The sequence below is a fragment of the Brachybacterium endophyticum genome, assembly GCF_003130585.1.
GTDB classification, from domain to species: Bacteria; Actinomycetota; Actinomycetes; order Actinomycetales; family Dermabacteraceae; genus Brachybacterium; species Brachybacterium endophyticum.
In genome coordinates, this window is the sequence record NZ_QFKX01000007.1 from 1 (window position 1) to 16708 (window position 16708).

19 protein-coding genes and 3 pseudogenes are annotated in these 16708 nt (G+C 69.2%); 14 read left to right on the forward strand and 8 right to left on the reverse strand.

Translation table 11 applies throughout. The features are described from left to right. Positions 1-171: 171 nt before the first annotated feature. A complete protein-coding gene (locus DEO23_RS14715; RefSeq protein WP_109276789.1) occupies positions 172-918 on the reverse strand; it encodes an SDR family NAD(P)-dependent oxidoreductase in 747 nt (248 codons plus the stop codon). Positions 919-986: 68 nt separating this feature from the next. Between DEO23_RS14715 and DEO23_RS14720 the strand changes: the two genes are divergently transcribed. From DEO23_RS14720 to DEO23_RS14735, 4 genes are all read left to right on the forward strand, one after another. Beyond that, entirely contained in the window at positions 987-1862 is an 876-nt protein-coding gene (locus DEO23_RS14720; protein WP_109276790.1) for a LysR family transcriptional regulator, read from the forward strand. 14 nt (positions 1863-1876) lie between these two features. Continuing rightward, on the forward strand, positions 1877-2134 hold the full coding sequence (locus DEO23_RS14725; RefSeq protein ID WP_109276791.1) for a toxin-antitoxin system YwqK family antitoxin: 258 nt from the start codon (positions 1877-1879) through the stop codon (positions 2132-2134). Between the two features lie 215 nt (positions 2135-2349). Continuing rightward, positions 2350-2784, forward strand: a complete 435-nt coding sequence (locus tag DEO23_RS14730) for a cupin domain-containing protein (RefSeq protein WP_109276792.1) — start codon at positions 2350-2352, stop codon at positions 2782-2784. Then, the gene (locus DEO23_RS14735) at positions 2781-3638 is read left to right on the forward strand and encodes an aldo/keto reductase (protein ID WP_109276793.1); all 858 of its coding nucleotides are present in this window, start codon (positions 2781-2783) and stop codon (positions 3636-3638) included. The genes DEO23_RS14730 and DEO23_RS14735 overlap by 4 nt, the downstream gene beginning before the upstream one ends. Before the next feature lie 30 nt (positions 3639-3668). On the opposite strand, the gene DEO23_RS14740 is transcribed toward DEO23_RS14735, so the two are convergent. Together DEO23_RS14740 and DEO23_RS14745 are read right to left on the reverse strand one after the other, a co-directional pair. After that, positions 3669-5219 carry an FAD-dependent monooxygenase gene (locus DEO23_RS14740; protein ID WP_109276794.1) on the reverse strand — a complete coding sequence of 517 codons (1551 nt, stop codon included), beginning with the start codon at positions 5217-5219 and terminating at the stop codon, positions 3669-3671. Between the two features lie 33 nt (positions 5220-5252). After that, positions 5253-5861, reverse strand: a complete 609-nt coding sequence (locus tag DEO23_RS14745) for an acyl-CoA-like ligand-binding transcription factor (RefSeq protein WP_109276795.1) — start codon at positions 5859-5861, stop codon at positions 5253-5255. A 117-nt stretch (positions 5862-5978) separates the two neighbouring features. Between DEO23_RS14745 and cmtR the strand changes: the two genes are divergently transcribed. The 4 genes and pseudogenes from cmtR to DEO23_RS14760 all read left to right on the forward strand — a co-directional run bounded on the left by cmtR (position 5979) and on the right by DEO23_RS14760 (position 8934). Continuing rightward, positions 5979-6347, forward strand: a complete 369-nt coding sequence (cmtR, locus tag DEO23_RS14750) for a Cd(II)/Pb(II)-sensing metalloregulatory transcriptional regulator CmtR (protein ID WP_109276796.1) — start codon at positions 5979-5981, stop codon at positions 6345-6347. Further along, positions 6340-8356, forward strand: a pseudogene (locus tag DEO23_RS14755) (heavy metal translocating P-type ATPase). Before cmtR ends, DEO23_RS14755 begins: the two are co-directional and overlap by 8 nt. Before the next feature lie 15 nt (positions 8357-8371). Beyond that, positions 8372-8503, forward strand: coding sequence for a hypothetical protein (locus DEO23_RS16535; RefSeq protein ID WP_276309462.1), 132 nt, complete (start codon positions 8372-8374; stop codon positions 8501-8503). A 137-nt stretch (positions 8504-8640) separates the two neighbouring features. Then, entirely contained in the window at positions 8641-8934 is a 294-nt protein-coding gene (locus tag DEO23_RS14760) for a putative quinol monooxygenase (protein WP_109276797.1), read from the forward strand. Between the two features lie 12 nt (positions 8935-8946). Here DEO23_RS14760 and DEO23_RS14765 read toward each other — a convergent pair whose 3' ends face one another. Further along, a complete protein-coding gene (locus DEO23_RS14765; protein ID WP_109276798.1) occupies positions 8947-9201 on the reverse strand; it encodes a PspC domain-containing protein in 255 nt (84 codons plus the stop codon). Between the two features lie 244 nt (positions 9202-9445). On the opposite strand from DEO23_RS14765, the gene DEO23_RS14770 reads away from it, so the two are divergent. Together DEO23_RS14770 and DEO23_RS14775 are read left to right on the forward strand one after the other, a co-directional pair. After that, positions 9446-10009 (forward strand): dihydrofolate reductase family protein, encoded by a 564-nt coding sequence (locus DEO23_RS14770; RefSeq protein ID WP_109276799.1) that lies wholly within the window; start codon positions 9446-9448, stop codon positions 10007-10009. Positions 10010-10200: 191 nt separating this feature from the next. Next, entirely contained in the window at positions 10201-10410 is a 210-nt protein-coding gene (locus DEO23_RS14775; RefSeq protein ID WP_109276800.1) for a hypothetical protein, read from the forward strand. A 14-nt stretch (positions 10411-10424) separates the two neighbouring features. On the opposite strand, the gene arfB is transcribed toward DEO23_RS14775, so the two are convergent. Next, entirely contained in the window at positions 10425-10865 is a 441-nt protein-coding gene (gene arfB, locus DEO23_RS14780) for an alternative ribosome rescue aminoacyl-tRNA hydrolase ArfB (protein ID WP_109276801.1), read from the reverse strand. A gap of 75 nt (positions 10866-10940) precedes the next feature. On the opposite strand from arfB, the gene DEO23_RS14785 reads away from it, so the two are divergent. Both DEO23_RS14785 and DEO23_RS14790 read left to right on the forward strand, forming a co-directional pair. Beyond that, positions 10941-12269 carry a hypothetical protein gene (locus DEO23_RS14785; RefSeq protein WP_109276802.1) on the forward strand — a complete coding sequence of 443 codons (1329 nt, stop codon included), beginning with the start codon at positions 10941-10943 and terminating at the stop codon, positions 12267-12269. Between the two features lie 106 nt (positions 12270-12375). Further along, the gene (locus tag DEO23_RS14790; RefSeq protein ID WP_109276803.1) at positions 12376-13188 is read left to right on the forward strand and encodes a phosphatase PAP2 family protein; all 813 of its coding nucleotides are present in this window, start codon (positions 12376-12378) and stop codon (positions 13186-13188) included. Here the strand turns inward: DEO23_RS14790 and DEO23_RS14795 are convergent. Beyond that, on the reverse strand, positions 13128-13718 hold the full coding sequence (locus tag DEO23_RS14795) for a 1-acyl-sn-glycerol-3-phosphate acyltransferase (protein WP_109276804.1): 591 nt from the start codon (positions 13716-13718) through the stop codon (positions 13128-13130). The two genes, DEO23_RS14790 and DEO23_RS14795, sit on opposite strands and share 61 nt — an antisense overlap. Before the next feature lie 86 nt (positions 13719-13804). Here DEO23_RS14795 and DEO23_RS14800 point away from each other — a divergent pair. Further along, positions 13805-14458: pseudogene (locus tag DEO23_RS14800) on the forward strand (dihydrofolate reductase family protein). A gap of 222 nt (positions 14459-14680) precedes the next feature. Then, positions 14681-15241, forward strand: a pseudogene (locus DEO23_RS14805) (DUF899 family protein); the annotation flags it as partial. A 187-nt stretch (positions 15242-15428) separates the two neighbouring features. Here the strand turns inward: DEO23_RS14805 and DEO23_RS14810 are convergent. Continuing rightward, on the reverse strand, positions 15429-15749 hold the full coding sequence (locus tag DEO23_RS14810; protein WP_109276805.1) for a putative quinol monooxygenase: 321 nt from the start codon (positions 15747-15749) through the stop codon (positions 15429-15431). A gap of 167 nt (positions 15750-15916) precedes the next feature. Next, positions 15917-16642 carry a hypothetical protein gene (locus DEO23_RS16170; protein ID WP_165831869.1) on the reverse strand — a complete coding sequence of 242 codons (726 nt, stop codon included), beginning with the start codon at positions 16640-16642 and terminating at the stop codon, positions 15917-15919. Between the last annotated feature and the right edge of the window lie 66 nt (positions 16643-16708).

Here is a 16708-nt window from a genome sequence, read left to right on the forward strand (position 1 = left end):
TCTGTTGCCGAGATGCCGCGGAAGTGCTCATCCTTCGACCTTCTCGCCCCTACACGCTCACATATGGGAGACACGCCCTAGTCGCATCACCGTTCGGCCTCAGTACCTGCCGATCCAGGTACGCAGCACGATAGCGGCCACGATTCCGGCCGCCATCGTTCGCCCGCTGCTTCACCACGGGACGCTGCCGTCGTCATCGAAGAACCCGCCGGTCGGACTCTCTCGCCCGAGCGTCGCCAGGCGAGCGACGACAGCCGCCCCCTCGTCCGCTGTGCGCGTTATCGCCCCAGGGATCCCGGCCGTGAAGTCGGTGTCACATGCGCCGGGGGCGACGGCATTCACCATGATGCCGTCGCCGGCAAGAGACTTCGCGTACTGCATCGTGAGCATGTTGAGAGCGGTCTTCGACGTCGGGTACGCCAGGAGCCCTGGGCTGCGACTCATGTAGTGCGTGGCATCCGACGTCCATCCCATGGACGACGTGCCGCTCGAGACGTTGACGATGCGACCTGCGGGTGAGCGGCGCAGCAGTGGGAGCATCGACTCCGTCACCGCGATCACCGCGAACAGGTTGGTCTCGAACACGTCCCGCACGGCGTCGAGGTCGGCGGATCCCGGAGTCTGCGCGTCCACCTCACCGGAGATCCCGGCGTTGTTGACCAGCACGTCGAGTCGGCCGAACCGGTCATCGATCTCCTGCGTCGCATCCGCGATGCTGCGCTGGTCGCGGACGTCGACGGTGAGAGCCATCGCCTCACCGCCGGCACGCACGATGTCCGTGGCGACTGCTCGGCCGTGTTCCAGACGTCGTGAGCCGATCACCACGGTCAGACCTGCAGTCGCCAGCCCGTGCGCTGCAGCCCGCCCGATTCCTCTGTTCGCACCGGTGATGAACGCGATGCGTGCGTCGTCCTCCATGGTGGGAGTCAAGCACTCGTCGCCCACCGGACCAAGACCGAATGAGCCTCCACCTATACCCTCCAGGTATGGATCTGGAGACTCGCGAACTGCGCTACTTCGTGGCACTCGCGGAGGAACTCCACTTCGGTCGGGCCGCCGAACGCCTCGGTGTCTCGCAGCCTCCTCTCTCCCGAGCGATCCGGCTGCTCGAGAGCCGCCTCGGCGTCCCGCTCTTCGTCCGCACGAGCCGATCCGTGCGCCTGACCGATGCTGGGGAGACCCTCCTCGTCGAGGGTCGCCGCGCTCTGGGTGCCGTGTCCTCTGCGGCGCGGAAGACACAGCGTGTGGGCAGGGGAATGCGACGCCTGGTACTGGCGATCAAACCGGGCGGCGATGCCGCGCTCCTGAAACCGATCCTCGATCACTATGCCGAGACGCCGGACGCGCTACCGATCGAGCTCGTCTTCAACTCCGCCGAGCGCGGCGAGATGGTGCGTGACGGGCGAGCGGATCTCGCCCTCCTGCATCGGCCCCAGAACGACATGGCGGGGCTGGATTGGACCGATCTTCGAACGGAACGCCAGGTGGTGCTCCTGCCCGAGGGGCACCGCTTGGCGGGGCTCGCGGCGGTGTCCATGGTGGAGCTGGAGGCCGAGCCGCACCCTCTCTGGCCGGAGTCGCTGGCGCGCAGCACCGGCCGTCCGGTCTCCGATCTGGAGGAGGTGCTGCAGCTCGTGCAGCTCGGGCGGATGGTCGTGCTCCTCCCGGAGTCGGTTCGTGAGCGGTTGCCCGTAAGCGTGGTCTGGCGCCCTGTGACGGACGCCGTTCCGGCCACGCTCGTCCTCGCCTGGCAGGAATCCTCGACGTCGCCCGATGTGGCGACCTTCGTGCGCGCCGCGACCGAGGCGGCTGCGCGCGGATGTGATGGAATCCGGGTCAACGTCCAGCGGACCGACCGATGACGAGCGGGGGACAGATGGCTGCCGACGAGAAGAAGACCGACGTCATCGATGGCTTCACGATCAAATACCACGCGAACGGGACGAGCCGGTGGTCCAAGGGCGTGATCGAGGACGGCCATCCGGTCGGGTACTGGGAGTGGTACCGGGTGGACGGCACCCTCAAACGCTCCGGGCACTTCGACGCCGGACAGCCGGTGGGCGAGTGGACCACCTATGACCAGAAGGGCGAGATCTACAAGATCACGGACCGCGGCGGTCCCGGAGCGGGATGACGTTGTGGTCGGGTGTGCGTGAACGAGCGTCCGACGACGAGTCCTGACCGCGCGCCCGCCCCGCCGCGAGGGGGCAGGGGTGCGGAACGGGAGGAGAGGTGGCCCCCTGAGTTTCGCGACAGTGGTGGCCTCGCCGACGCGACCGGAGCCTGTTGCCGTACGGTGAGGTGGGGGTCGCTGTGGCCCTCAGGCGCCGTCCCCGGAGGCAAGAATCCATGACCACCGCAGACTTCGACCAGATCTTCCCGACCGGGCAGCCCAACGAGGCCTTCGCCCAGTACTTCATCGGTCAGAGCTACCTGGCCCCGCTGACCGACGGCAGCGTCCCGGTGAGCAACGTGTCCTTCGAACCGGGCTGCCGCAACAACTGGCACATCCACCACGGGGCGAACGGCGGCGGCGATCAGATCCTGCTGTGCACCGCCGGCTCCGGCTGGTACCAGGCCGAGGGCGAAGACCCCATCAGCATGGAGCCCGGATCGGTGGTCCGCGTCCCGGCGGGCACGAAGCACTGGCACGGGGCGAAGGCCGACGCGTGGTTCTCCCACCTGGCCTTCATCACGCCCGGCGAGGGCGTCAGCAACGATTGGCTCGAGCCGGTCACCGACGAGGTGTACGGCGCGCTGCCGACGAACGGAGGGAACGCATGAGCATCCTGGAGCAGACCTACACCCTGAGCAACGACGTCGAGATCCCCCGGCTGGGGCTCGGCACCTGGTTCATCGACGACGACAAGGTGGCGCAGGCGGTGCGCGAGGCCGTCACCATCGGTTACCGCAACATCGACACCGCCCAGGCGTACGGCAACGAGCGGGGGGTCGGCGAGGGCGTGCGCACCGCGAGCGTGCCCCGCTCGGACCTGTTCGTGTCCACCAAGCTCGCCGCCGAGATCAAGGACTACGACGGTGCCGTCGCCGCCATCGATCAGTCCCTCCGGACGATGGGCCTGGAGTACGTGGACCTGATGCTGATCCACTCCCCGCAGCCCTGGGACGACTTCCGCGGCGGCGACTACGCCGAGGGCAACCGCGAGGCATGGCGGGCGCTGGAGGAGGCGCATCGGGCGGGCAAGCTGCGCGCCATAGGCGTCTCGAACTTCCTGCAGGACGACCTCGAGAACCTTCTGCAGACGGCGACCGTCACCCCGCACGTGAACCAGCTCCTGGTCCACGCCGGCAACACACCCTCCGATCTGCTGGCCTTCTGCGAGTCGCAGGGGATCCTCGTCGAGGCGTACTCGCCGATCGCTCACGGTCAGATCCTCGACAACGCCGACGTCCAGGCGATGGCCCGGAGGTACGACGTCAGCGTTCCGCAGCTGTGCATCCGCTACACGCTCCAGCTGGGCACGGTCTCGCTGCCCAAGACCGCGAACCCCGAGCACCTGCGCTCCAACGCCGAGGTCGATTTCGAGATCTTCGAGCAGGACATGGCCACGCTGCGGGCACTGGAGGACCAGGACTACGGCGAGGCCAGCGAGTTCCCCGTGTATTCGGGCCGGTGAGATGTGCTGGGACCCGGCCATGACGGTGCATCACATCCCCGGCTCCCCGAACCAGCTCCGAAGGGCGTCGGTGACGTCGGCGGGGTCCGTGGCGCTCCAGGCGACGAATCCGTCGGGACGGATCAGCATCGACTCGATGCCGTCGTTCCCGGCGATGGTCACGTGGTCCACTCGATCGCGCCACGGTGCCGCGGCCTCTTCGAGGCGCCCCGTCGTATCGAGCAGGATCGGCCGGGCGGACCGGAGAAGCTCCGGGATCCGCACGACGTCGCCCTCCGCGAGCTCGACCTGTTCGGACGGAGCAAACCAGCCGGTGGGGCTCGCGTGCGCGGCCGCCCCCATGTCGTAACGGACGTCCGATCCGGCGATCAGGTCGGCGATCCGTTGCACGACCTTGGTTTCCTGGAGGAGTTCTCCGAACAGCTCCCGCAGGGCTGTGACGTCCGAAGCGGGGCCCATGAGGGCGGTCTGCGCCTGCGTCTGCATGAACACCCGCAGCCCCAACGGCCTCCGCTCCGACTCGTACGTGTCCAGCAGTCCCACCGGAGCCCACCCGTGCAGCTCCGCGGCGAGCTTCCAGGCGAGGTTCGCGACGTCCTGCAGGGCCAGGTTCAGCCCCGGTCCACCGGCGGCTGAATGCACGTGTGCGGCGTCCCCGATCAGGAAGGCACGCCGGTCACGATAGTGCTCGGCCACCCGCGTGTTCCGTCCGCTGAGGCGCCGCAGCAGCCTCGGCTCGCCCTCGGCGGGGGGCAGCAAGGAGATCCGGACGCCGAGGACGCGCTCGAGACTGTCCTCCATCTCCCCGAGGATCATCGGTGAACCGTCGCCGGGTGAGCTGCCGTCGGGTGTCTCCTCCCATTCGGTCGTGTGGACCAGGGGATGCGCCGGATCCCTGAGCGCGATCGTCACCACGCCACGCTCCGTACGATGGAAGGCCTCGGCGATGTCACCGAGGCCGGCGACATGCAGCTTTCCGGGACCGGCTGGGGTCAGCTGGTCACTGGGGGCGATCAGGGCGGACCGCGCGACGATGTGCCGATCGGTGTTCCCGGGGAAGGGGATCCCGGACTGCTTTCGCACGGTGCTGCGCGCCCCGTCGCCGCCGATCAGATAGCGGGCGGACAGGGTCGTCTCCTCGCGCGTCCCGGCGCCGGGCCCGGTGCCGACGACGGTGACGTCTACCCTGTCCTCGTTCTGGACGAAGGACCTCATCTCGACACCTCTGCGGACTTCCACGCCCAGCTCCGCGGCTCGGTCATCGAACACGCGCTCGAGGTCACGCTGGTTGATGGGCAGCAGATACATGGGGTTGTGGTCGCCGAGGGCGTGCAGGGGCAGCGGCAGGGCACCGAAGTAGAAATCCGGGGCGGGCTCCGGGGTGGCTTCCCCGGAGCAGCGCTCGAACAGTCCGCGATGGTCCAGCAGCCGCACGACCTGCCCGGTCAGGCCGTGGGCCTTGTCGGTCTGGTTGATCTGCGGCAGCTTTTCGATCACCAACGGGTCGATGCCTGCGAGCTTCAGTTCGCAGGCCATGAACAGGCCGACGGGACCTCCGCCCACGATGATGACGTCGAACATGATCAGGTCCTTTCGGAATGCAGGAGAGTCGTCTCACCCGAGACGGTCGAAGCCGGCACCGAGGCGGTCGAACGCCGTGCGCAGGAGCGGTTCGAGGGGGTCGGCGGTGCCGCTGGCCACCCAGCCCTCGAGCGTGCACAGAAGGGTCGACAGGGCCGCTGTGGCCAGGGAGCGGGGCAGCGGATCCCCGGCCGCGGCATCGAGGCGCGCGGTGATCGCCTGCGCGAACACCTCGGTCGCCTCGCGTGCCCCGCGGTCCACGGCGGCCCGTATGCCAGGGGTCGAGAGCACCGCCAGCAGGTCGCTCTGCTCCTTCTCGGAGGGGGCGGCCGTGCTCGCGGCCGCGGCGTAGGGAGTGATCAGGGCCTCCGTGATCGCGGCCCAGACGGGTTCGATGGCGGGGCGTTCCAGCAGATCGATCGCCGCCGTCTGTGCGCGCTGTACGTGGCGGTCGGCGATGGCGGCCTCCTTGCTGGGGAAGTAGTTGCCGAACGTCCTCCGGGAGACCCCGACCCGCTCCACGACGTCCTCGACCCGGACGTTCTCGATTCCCCGCTCGCGAGCGAGGAGCACCGTGGTGACGCTGAGTTCATCGCGCAGCGCCGCCTTCTTGCGTTCGCGGAGGGATCCCGTCTCTGCCATGGCAGGAGCGTACGGCTTACGTGCTCAATGGGCAATATTGCGCAATGGGCAATTATGAGTCACCTGAATGCAGCTCCCGGTCGCCTCATAGGTCACCGTTCGCTGTATGGTCAGTGCATGCTGACTCTTGCGAGCCGTATCGAGGTCATGAACCGCCTCGGCCGCGCGATGGCGGACGAGTCCCGATCGCGCATCCTGATCGCCCTGCTCGATGCGCCCGGATATCCGGCAGAGCTCGCCCGGGCCCTCGCACTCACTCGCACGAACGTCTCCAACCACCTGGCCTGCCTGCGTGGGTGCGGGATCGTCGTCGCCGAGCACGAGGGACGTCGGACGCGCTACGAGATCGCCGACCCGCACATCGCCGCGGCACTCACCGCGCTGCTCGAGGCGACTATCGCGATCGACGAGAGCACTCCGTGCCTGGATCCGCAGTGCACCGTGCCGGGCTGCTGCGCCTCCTGTGAGGAGGTGCCCGGTGAGTGACGAGTGCTGCGGCGGGCCCGCCGTCGTCACACAGGCGCAGGACGACGCCTGCTGCGGTCCCGATCCGGTGCGGACGCCCCAGGGGCCGCACGAAGGATCGGAGCGCCGACCGCCATGGTGGAAGGACCCGGCCCTGGTGCCCTCGTTCGTCGCCGGGCTCTGCCTCCTCGGTGGGTACGCGCTGGACGTCACGGGTCATGCCACGGCGGCCGGGGCGGCGCAGTGGATCGCGCTCCTGGTGGGGGCATCCACCTTCGTGCCCGGAGCCGTGCGGCGCCTGCTGCGCGGGCGTCTGGGCGTCGGACTGTTGATGACGATCGCCGCGGTAGGGGCGGTGCTGCTCGGCCACGTCGCCGAGGCTGCGGCCCTGGCGTTCCTCTTCTCCCTCGCCGAGGCGCTCGAGGACCGTGCGATGGATCGGGCGAAGGAGGGCCTTCGGGCCTTGCTGAGCCTGGTCCCGGAGACCGCCCACGTCGTCGGCGCGCACGGTCTCACGACCGTCCGGGTGACGGAGATCCGTGAGCGCGACCGGTTGATCATCGCCGCAGGGGAGCGCGTCGCCACAGACGGCGTGGTCGCTGAGGGTCGGTCCAGCATCGATGCCTCCGTCGTCACCGGGGAGTCGATGCCCCTCGAGGTGGGTCCGGGGGACCATGTCCCCGCCGGCGCGGTCAACGGTCCGGGAGCCCTGCGCGTGGAGGCGACGGCAGATGGACGCGACAACTCGCTGACGCGGATCGTCGCCCTCGTCGAACAGGCGCACGCGCGCAAGGGTCGGCGCGCACGACTGGCCGACCGGATCGCCCGCCCGCTCGTGCCGGCCGTGCTGGTGGTCGCGGCTCTGGTGGCGGTCTTCGGGGTCGTCGTCGGCGACCCATGGACCTGGATCGAACGAGCGCTCGTGGTGCTGGTCGCCGCCTCGCCGTGCGCGATGGCGATCGCCGTTCCCGTCACGGTCATCAGTGCGATCGGTTCGGCCTCGAAGCTCGGAGTCGTCATCACCTCGGGGGCCGCCTTCGAGCAGTTCGGCACCATCCGCACCGTCGCCTTCGACAAGACGGGGACCCTCACCTATGGCAGCCCGCAGGTGTCCGCGGTCCGCTCCGCCGCAGGCTCCACGGACGAGAGTGTGCTGGCCATGGCTGCGGCGCTCGAGGTCAGCAGCGCACATCCCGTCGCCTCCGCGATCTGCGCAGCCGCGCAGGGCGTCCCTGCCGCATGCGACGTGCGGGAGGATGCGGGCCTCGGTATCAGCGGACGCGTGGGGGAGCACCTCGTCCGGGTGGGAAGCACTCGGTGGGTAGACCCGGCGTACCTGCGCGAGGACGCTGAAGCTCTGGCCGAAGCTGGGATGACCGTCGTGGTCGTCGAGCTCGACGGTGATGTCGCGGGCGTGATCGGCGTGCGCGACGAGCTGCGCGGTGAGGCGGCATCGACTGTGCGGATGCTCCACGCGCACGGCTTCGACACGCTCATGCTCACCGGCGACGATGAACGGACAGCACGCGCTCTGGCGGCGGAGGCCGGCATCGAGGACGTCCGCGCCGGCCGCCTTCCCCGGGACAAGGCCGAGGCGATCACGCGGCTGTCCGCCGAGCGGCCGACGGCGATGATCGGCGACGGCGTCAACGACGCACCGGCCCTCGCGACGGCGACCGTCGGCGTCGCGATGGGGGGCGACGGGGACCGCGGCCGCCGTCGAAGCTGCCGACATCGCCTTCACCGGTAACGACCTGCGTCTGATCCCGGGCGCCCTGCTCCACGCGCGTCGGGCCCGGCGCATCATGACGGCGAACATCATCTTCGCGCTCGCGATCATCGTGGTGCTGTTCCCGCTCGCCCTGTTCGGGGTTCTCGGCCTGGCCGGCGTGGTGCTCGTCCACGAGCTCGCCGAGGTCCTCGTGATCCTGAACGGCATCCGCGTCGCCCGCAGTCCGCGGCGCACGCCCCTGCCCAGGGGCCCTGTCCCTGCGTGGTCACCGCGCGTAGGGTCGGGGAAACGCCGATGAAGGAGGATGACAGCGATGCTGAAGTGGCTCCTGAAGCTCCGCCGAGCCAGCGGGGACGCCGAAGCCGTCTCCAAGGGCCCCGAGGCCGTGGGCAAGCGCGCCGGTCGCCGGGCTGCCCACAAGGCCGTCAACCGCGCGATCCGCTAGACGTCGTCGTTGCTCGTCACCCCGTCGAACCCGCCGGGGCGACGAGCAACGTGCGCTCGTGTACCCCTCCGCCCCGCTCGCGGGGTCCGGGTCTTGGCGTCGGCCGGTACCGGGCGGGCGCGTAGTACGTTCAGACCATGACACCGGTGCGACTGTCCGGGCAGCTGATCTGCTCCGGCCCCGAGGAACTGGCGGCCGTGGAAACCCACCTGGACCGCCATCGCGAGCTGTCCCGCGCCGAGCCCGGGTGCCTGGCCTTCGATGTCCAGCAGACTGCCGACCCCTTGGTCTGGCAGGTGGACGAAGCCTTCACGGACGACGCCGCTTTCGCAGCTCACCAGGAGCGAGTCGCCGGCAGCGCCTGGGGCCTGGCGACGGCCGACATCGAGCGCCGCTACGAGGTCAATGCTGACGGGCAGGACCTCACGTAGGGCCGTGGAGGCTCAACGGGTGGGGCGCTTCCCACCGAGGATGCGCTCGACCGGGATGGTCCCGTCCTGCCAGGGCGTCAGCAGCCAGACCACCAGGTAGGCGGCGAAGCCCAGGACGGGCAGCAGGAAGGACGCCAGGAGCAGGAGGCGCACGAGCCACACGTTGACGTCGAACCGGCGCGCGAGACCACCACCGATCCCGCCCACGAGCCGCCGGGGACCGCGCTGGAAACCGATGCCGCGGATGTTGTCGAAGATCTGTGCCATGTCCTCGACGGTACGCGGGGCCGGCGCACCGCGCACTGGTGCTGACCGGAGGATCGGTCCGGGGGTAGCCCGAAACGCGCCCGTCGGGCGTCCGGCGTCCGGCCGTGAACCCCGGCGAGCATGCCGCGGCTGATCAGGCAGTCTGCGGGATCCCTCGCGCTCTCGAGCTTCCATGCCTACCATCACTGTCGAGGCACCGGCCGACGCAAGGGGGCGTCGACTCCCGGAGCGCCATGGAGGGGACATGGGAACACTGAGCTACACCGTCACGATGTCACTGGACGGCTATGCCGCCGACGCCGACGGCGACTTCCAGTGGTCCGCACCGGGCGACGAGGTCTTCGCCCTCCATGTCCAGCGACTGTCCGAGGTCACGACGGAGGTGCTCGGCCGTCGGACTTTCGCCCTCATGGAGTACTGGCGGAGCGAGCCGGAGGGGGAGAGCTGGAGCGATGCCGAACGAGAGTTCGCCCGCAGGTGGCAGGGCCTCGATCACTACGTGGCCTCAGCGACGTTGACCGCGGACGACGTTGACCCAGGTCGGGCATGTCTCGTGTCCGACCTGACCCTGGAGGAACTCGACGACATCGTCGAGGCCGCCGCGGGGGAGGTCGAGATCTTCGGTCCGACGACCGCGGCAGAGGCGGTCGGGTCAGGGAGAGTTCGCGACTTCCGCTTCTTCATCGTGCCGAAGGTCGTCGGAGGTGGCCTGCGTGCCCTTCCCGAGGGCGTCGCTCTCGATCTGCGCCCCGTGGAGCATCGCGTCTTCGACGACGGCACGAGCTTTCTCCACCTGCGGGCGCGGTGAGGTCCGCGATGAGCGAGTGCCTGGGTCGGCCACCGGCTGACACGTCATGTCCCACGTGGTAGATAAGGTAGAAGATTCCACTAGTAAAACTGGCGAATCCGGAATGTCGGATGTGTGGTCGACAATGGGTTCATCGATCGGGAGCCGTCGAGTGCCCCGGCCCCGCACCGTTCCTTCTGAGGAGAGCACAGATGACCACCCACGAACTGACAGACCGTGATGGCGACGCCCTCACCGTCACGCGCGACGAGGGTCTCACCTGGATCACGACCACCAGTGGCACCGACGAGGTGACCGTCGGCCCCTTCGACGACGAGTCGCTGCGCGAGATCTTCCCCTTCGTCGGAGCCCCGCGCGCGTCGGCCCGCGCCGGCGGGCTGCTGCGCCTCCTGCGCGAGTAGTCCGCTCGGCGCGCTCACTCCTCCCGGGGCGAGCGACGGTTGCCCTTGATCTCGGCGCGGTGTCGTTTGGCGGCCAGCCGTCGGCGCTGTGAGCCGCGCGTGGGCCGCGTCGGTCGACGGGGGAGTGGCGGCATGAGCGCTTCACACAGCAGTTCGGCGAGCCTGAGCCGCGCCGAGGTCCGATTGCGTCGCTGTGCGCGATGCTCCGAGGCGGTGACGATCAGCACCCCGCTCGAGAGCCGAGGTCCCAGGTGTTCCAGTGCCCGCTCGCGCTGCACCGGATCGAGAGCCGTCGTGGTGCGCAGATCCAGGCTCAGCTGCACGCGCGAGTCGGCCGTGTTGACGCCCTGTCCGCCGGGGCCGGAGGCGTGGGTGAAGCGCTCGGTCAGTTCGCTCGCGGGGATCCGCAGGCCCTGAGGGGCGCCGGGGCCCGGCCTCACGCGCAGATCATCCACGGGACGAGTCTGCCGTATGGCCGGTCCCGACGTACGATCACCCCATCCCCCTGACGACGATCGAAGGAGCCCGACGTGACGGACCCCCGCGCGGTCCATGACTCCCAGGAGCTCCTGCAGGCCGTCGAGGAGGGTGTGAGCGACATCGAGGTCGCGGCCACGATCTCGGGTCTGCCGCGCATGGTCCTCGGTCCCGGCACCCGCCTGCACGGCGGGCGCCTCGAGTTCGAGTCCGAGGGGCTCCAGCTGACCCGTGACGCCGCGCTCGAGGATCTCGAGATCATCGCACCTCCGCACGAGGTCGCCGTGGGCGTCGACACCGACCAGGAGACCTGGGGGACCCTCGCCCTGCGCGGTGTCACCGTGGTGGGACAGGTGGCGCTGATCGCCGCCGGCGCGGTGACCTCCGGGCACATCGAGATCGGCGACCTCACCATCCGCGAGGCGGACCTGCGGGACCGCCGGGCACGCCCCCGCTTCGGCGGCGACGAGGCAGTGCAGGGAGCCCTGACGATCTGGAACCAGCAGGACGACGACGCCGTCCAGATCACCGCCCGCATCGAGAACGTCCGCGCGGGAACGGAGGAGTCCCCCGTGCGCGGCAGCGGAGTGGTCCTGGCAGGCCGCGGCCGGGATGGCGGCGCGACAGCGGGCGGGCGTCTGGCGGTCTCCTCGCTGAGCACCGGCGCGATCGTCACCGACGGCGGCCTCGTCCCCGACGGCGACGGCCTCCTCAGCGCAGGGGTGCTCGTGCTCGACGGCGCGGTCCTGGGGGCCGTCGCCGTCCACGGGACCGTGACCACCCACGGCCCCTTCGACGTCGCGCTCGCCAACGCCGGCGGCGTGATGATGTGGACGGTGGACGCGCCCCTGACCACCTACGGGCCCGGTGCCATCGGGATCGCCAACCGTGGCGACATCGGCACCCTCGAGGTCGACGCGCCCGTGCACACCTCGGGGGACGGCGCCTGCGCTGTCGACCTCCATGCGGGCACCCTGATCGAGGTGGCGCTGGATTCGGTGCTCACGCGCGGCGACGGTGCGACCGGCGTGCAGATCTCGCACCCGCTGCCCACTCTGAGCGCGCGAGGAGACATCGCCACCGAGGGCGGTGCCGGTGACTGCACGATGGACGACACACAGTCTGCGAGGCCAGGGAGCGCACTGCGGCTCACGCAGGGCGGAGGCATCGAGGTCCTCGAGGTCGGCGGTCAGATCCGCACCGCCGGTGACGACGTGGTGAGCGTCGATCTCGGTTCCGCCGTGGGCAGCTGGAACGTCGCGGGAGGCGTCGTCGCGAGCGGGGCGCGATCCCGCCCCGTCCGCCGCGCCCCGGGTATCGCTGCTCCGGCCGCCGGCTCGTTCCTCGCAGCCGATGGGCGGGACGTGATCGACGATGCCTGAGACACGCGGGGGCAGGGCTCGAACATGCAGGCCACGACGGGTCGCAGTGATACTGCTCGCCAACAGTGGAACCATCCCTGGCCTGGGCATCTAGGGTGATGGAACGATGGTCGCCGACACACGCTCGGCGCCGGACATGAACGTCGGCGCCCCCCTGGAATCCGCCTCCGCCCACTCGGGGGCGGCACGTCTGCGTGCACGCCTCACCTCGCTCCCGGCGCTCGTGATCGCGCTCGGCATCGTGACCATCGCCGCCGCCGGACCCGCGCAGGGCTTCGACGAGATGCTGCGCCACTACTGGCTGCGCAACCACTTCCCCCAGGCGCTTCCCTTCGTGCAGGGGGTCCTCGATCCCATCGCGGGCCAGGCCGTGTGCCTGCCGGTGCTGTCCCTGGTCGCGATCGTGATCGCCTGGCGCACCAGATCCTTCACGCCGCTGTTGCTGGTCCTGTTCGCCGAGGTCGGCTTCCTCGGCGGAGTGGGCGGGATCAAGGTGCTGCTCGCCCGCCCGGCGCCCTCCATAGGCCAGCCCGACATGTTCGAGGGCGGGTTGTTCACCCTGGGCGGCAAGGGCATCAGCTTCCCCTCGGGGCACGCCTCGGAGGCGGTCCTGATCTACGGCACCGCCGTCTACCTGATCGCCTCCCGCACAGGTGTCTCCCGCCGGGTGGTGCGCCTGCTGTGGGGTCTGGTCGGGCTGATCACCGTGAACTCGGTGGCCGTCTCGCTCTCGCTCGGCTGGCACTGGGTCACCGATCTGATCGGCGGCGTCGTCGCCGGAGCCCTGTTCCTGCGCATCCTCATCGAGGTCGACCGGCGATGGATCCACAAGCCCTCGGTGGAACCGCCGGTGCGAGCTCAGTCGCTTCCGGCCGACCCCGAAGCATCCTCCTCCCGAAGCCTCGGCTCCACCCGCTGAGCGGGTCGCAGCCCGGACTTGGGGGCGTAGAAGGCCCGGATGCGTTCCATGTCCTCGGGCACGTCCCCGGTCAGAGGGAAGGTCGGCCCGAGCCCTGCGCTCATGGTCGTGCGGTCCACGAAGCCGAGCGTCACCGGCATCCCCGTCCGGAGCGCGATCCGGTAGAACCCGGACTTCCAGTACTTGTTCCCGCTGCGTGTGCCGTCGGGAGTGACCACGAGGCCGAACACCTCGCCCGCATCGATGCGGGCGACCACCTCGTCGACCACCCGGCCCGGGTCTTCACGATCCACCGGGATGCCACCGAGCGTTCGCATCAGAGGGCCGCGCCACGAGCGGAACAGGCTCGACTTGCCCAGCCAGTGCACGTCCATGTCCATGCGCCAGGCGATCGCGAGCATCAGGACGAAGTCCCAGTTCGAGGTGTGCGGCGCACCGATGAGCACCGTGGGCCGACCGGGCGAGGGTTCGGTGTCGAGGTGCCACGGACTGATTCGCCAGTAGGCGCGGGCGAGGAGACGTCGGATCATCGGCTCACCGTAGAGGATCGATCCCCGCAGGAGTAGTCTTCGGCGGCACAGGCGCTGTCCGCTGCGCCCCGGCCGAGAGACTCCTCATGGACGGACACTCTGCACACGCAACGCCGACCGGTGGTCCCGGTGCATCCGGTTCCTCGCTCATGGTCGACCTCATCCTGTCGCTCGACGGCTGCGCCGCGGCCGACGGGTAGCCCGGCTGGTGGGGGCTCGAGAGCCCCGAGTACCTCGACTGGCTGGCCGCGCAGCCGGAGTGCGTGAACCTGATGGGCGCGACCACCTACCGGCTGATGTCCGCGATGTCCCAGCAGGCCCAGCAGATCGACATCTCCGAGCAGGAGAGGACGAGCTTCGCGCAGATGGCGATCACGGAGAAGATCGTCTTCTCCGCTTCCCTCCACGAGCCCCTCGCATGGCCGAACACTCGCCTGGTCAGCACCGATGCGATCGAGGCGGTCCGAGAGCTCAAGTCCACCTCGACTCGGCCGCTGACCACCGTGGGCAGCATCAGTCTGAGCCGTTCGCTGTTGCACGCCGGCCTCGTGGACCGTTTCCGTCTGGTGGTCTTCCCCGTGATCACCGGGCGCACGGGACTGGAGAGGATCTGGGATGGCTTCGACGAGGACTTCTCACTCGACCTCGTGGAGTCGCGGACATTCGAGGGTGGGCTGCAGCTGCTCGAGTACCGGCCCACGCCCCTCACCTCCCCGCCGGGCACCGCCTGGGAGAGGTAGGAACCGTGGGTCTCCGAGGACGGGGACGAGAGCGCAGATTCGGACATCCGGTCCAGCTCTGCCCGCACTAGCGTCAGCAGAGCCACGGTTCGTGGCACGTCATCGTCGTCCGAGAGGTCCGGCCCCTCGCGGCTCTCGCCGCACCGGCTCCTCGGCACGCGGAGGAGGATCCCCATGACGCAGACAGCATCACCAGGTCACGGTTTCCCCGACGTCGTCGACATGGACGCCTGGGAGGCGCAGCGCGAGGAGCTGCTCGTGCGCGAGAAGGCGCACACGCACGAGGGCGATGCCATCGCAGCGGCCCGGCGCCGTCTGACGATGGTCGAGGTCGACGGGCGGACGGAGGTCGTCGGAGCAGACGGTCCCGTGCCCTTCGTCGACCTGTTCGAGGGCCGCGACCGGCTCGTGGTCTACCAGCACATGTGGCACGACGGAGCCCCGCACCAGGGTCAGTGCGAGGGCTGCACCGTCAGTGCCTGGCACCTGCAGGACGCGACCTACCTCCACCAGAGCGGGGTGTCCCTCGCGATCGTGACCGTCGGAGAGTGGAACGAGGTCGAGCCCTTCGTCGAGTTCATGGGCTACGACACCGTCCCCTGGTACTCGGTGCGGGACGCGCCTGCCCCGATCGGCGGGGAGATGGGCTACATCGCGTGTTTCCTGCGGGTGGGTGAGCGGGTGTTCCTGACGTACCGCACCACCGGCCGTGGGGTCGAGCGGGCGAACCCGTCGATGGGTCTGCTGGACATGACGGTGCGCGGGCGCGGGGAGGAGTGGGAGGTGCAGCCGGAGGGATGGCCGACGGGTCAGCAGGCCTGCTGGAGCTGGCGGACCGACGAGAAGGGAACACCCACCTGGGGCGAGAGCAGTCGGCCGACGCCGCAGTGGACACGCCCTGGTGCGCTATTCGTCCCGCTGCGGCCTTCATACGGATCAGGGCGCCTCGGCGCCCTCTCCGTGAGTGCCGTCAGTCGACCTGCAGCTCGCCCATCGGTCCCCAGCCCTCGGCCTCGACCTGCTCGGAGACGATCTGCGGGGTCGCCGAGAGGTACTGGGGGAACTCCTGCTGCATGGTCGCGAAGTGCTCGGAGTTCACGTGCGGCTCGGCGCCCTCGTCGGTGAACGCCTCGATCAGCACGTAGGTCGTGGGGTCCTCGACGCTGCGGGACCACTCGAACCACTTGTTGCCGTCCTCCGCGCGGGTGGCCTCGGTGAAGGCGCGCGCGATCTCGGGCCACTCGTCGGCGAACTCGGGCTTCACCGGGAACTTCACGTTGATGAGGATCATGAGGGGTCCTTTCAGACGGGTGCGATGGGGGAGTGCGGACGCACGGACCGTGTACGGCACCCAGCATGCCGCGCATCGGCTCTCGACGCATCCGAGCACCATCCCGACTCCGGAGACCGGCGCCGTCGAGGTGGTGGGTGACGGGTGACCCCGTCGCCCACCACGGCTCAGCGCTTCACGGTGTTGGACGTCGCCCCGGTGCGGGTGGTCGTCTTGGGGAAGGTGAAGCGGTACTGCTTCTTCGCGCTCGAGGAGACCTTCGCGGTCGCCTTTCCCTTGGAGAGTTTGACCTTCTTGACCGTCTTCCAGTGCTTCCCGGACTTCACCTGCAGGGTGGCCGACTTCGGGTTGTAGCTCTTGTATCCGGTCCAGTCGAAGTCGACGGTGCTGGCTCTAGCAGTGAACGTGACGGTGCGACCCTTGCGGCTGGACGAGAGCGAGGCCTTGGCCTTGCCCCGCACGTAGAAGGACTTCTTCGTGTAGTCGGTGTAGTCCTTGTAATCGGTGTAGGAGCCCCAGCTGTCGCGCTTGGTGTATCCCGCCCACACGTCGGCCGGACCGATCGTGTACTTGCCCAGGCCGTCGAGCCATGGGCAGATCTGGAGGCGGCTCAAGGTCTTCCCGTTCGACGAGTAGAGCGAGTTCGCCAAGTTGCCCTTCCGGGTGACATCCACATCGAGAGAGGACTCCTTGTAGTCCTTCTGCTTCTTGGTGGTCATCGAGACCGTGATCTTCCGGCAGCCATCCGCCGAGAACACCTGATCGGCCACCTTGTACCCGGTGATGTCGATCGGGCGGGAGCTCGCTTCCGCCGGCGGGGCGAGGACGAGCGTTGCGAGGAATGCGAACAGGACGGCGATGGTGGACGCCGTCAGGCGCAGGGTTCTGGACACAGTGCCTCCAGGGCAGGATGAGCGGGAGACCCGCAGACAAGGTGAAGAGGGATAGAGCTGATCGGA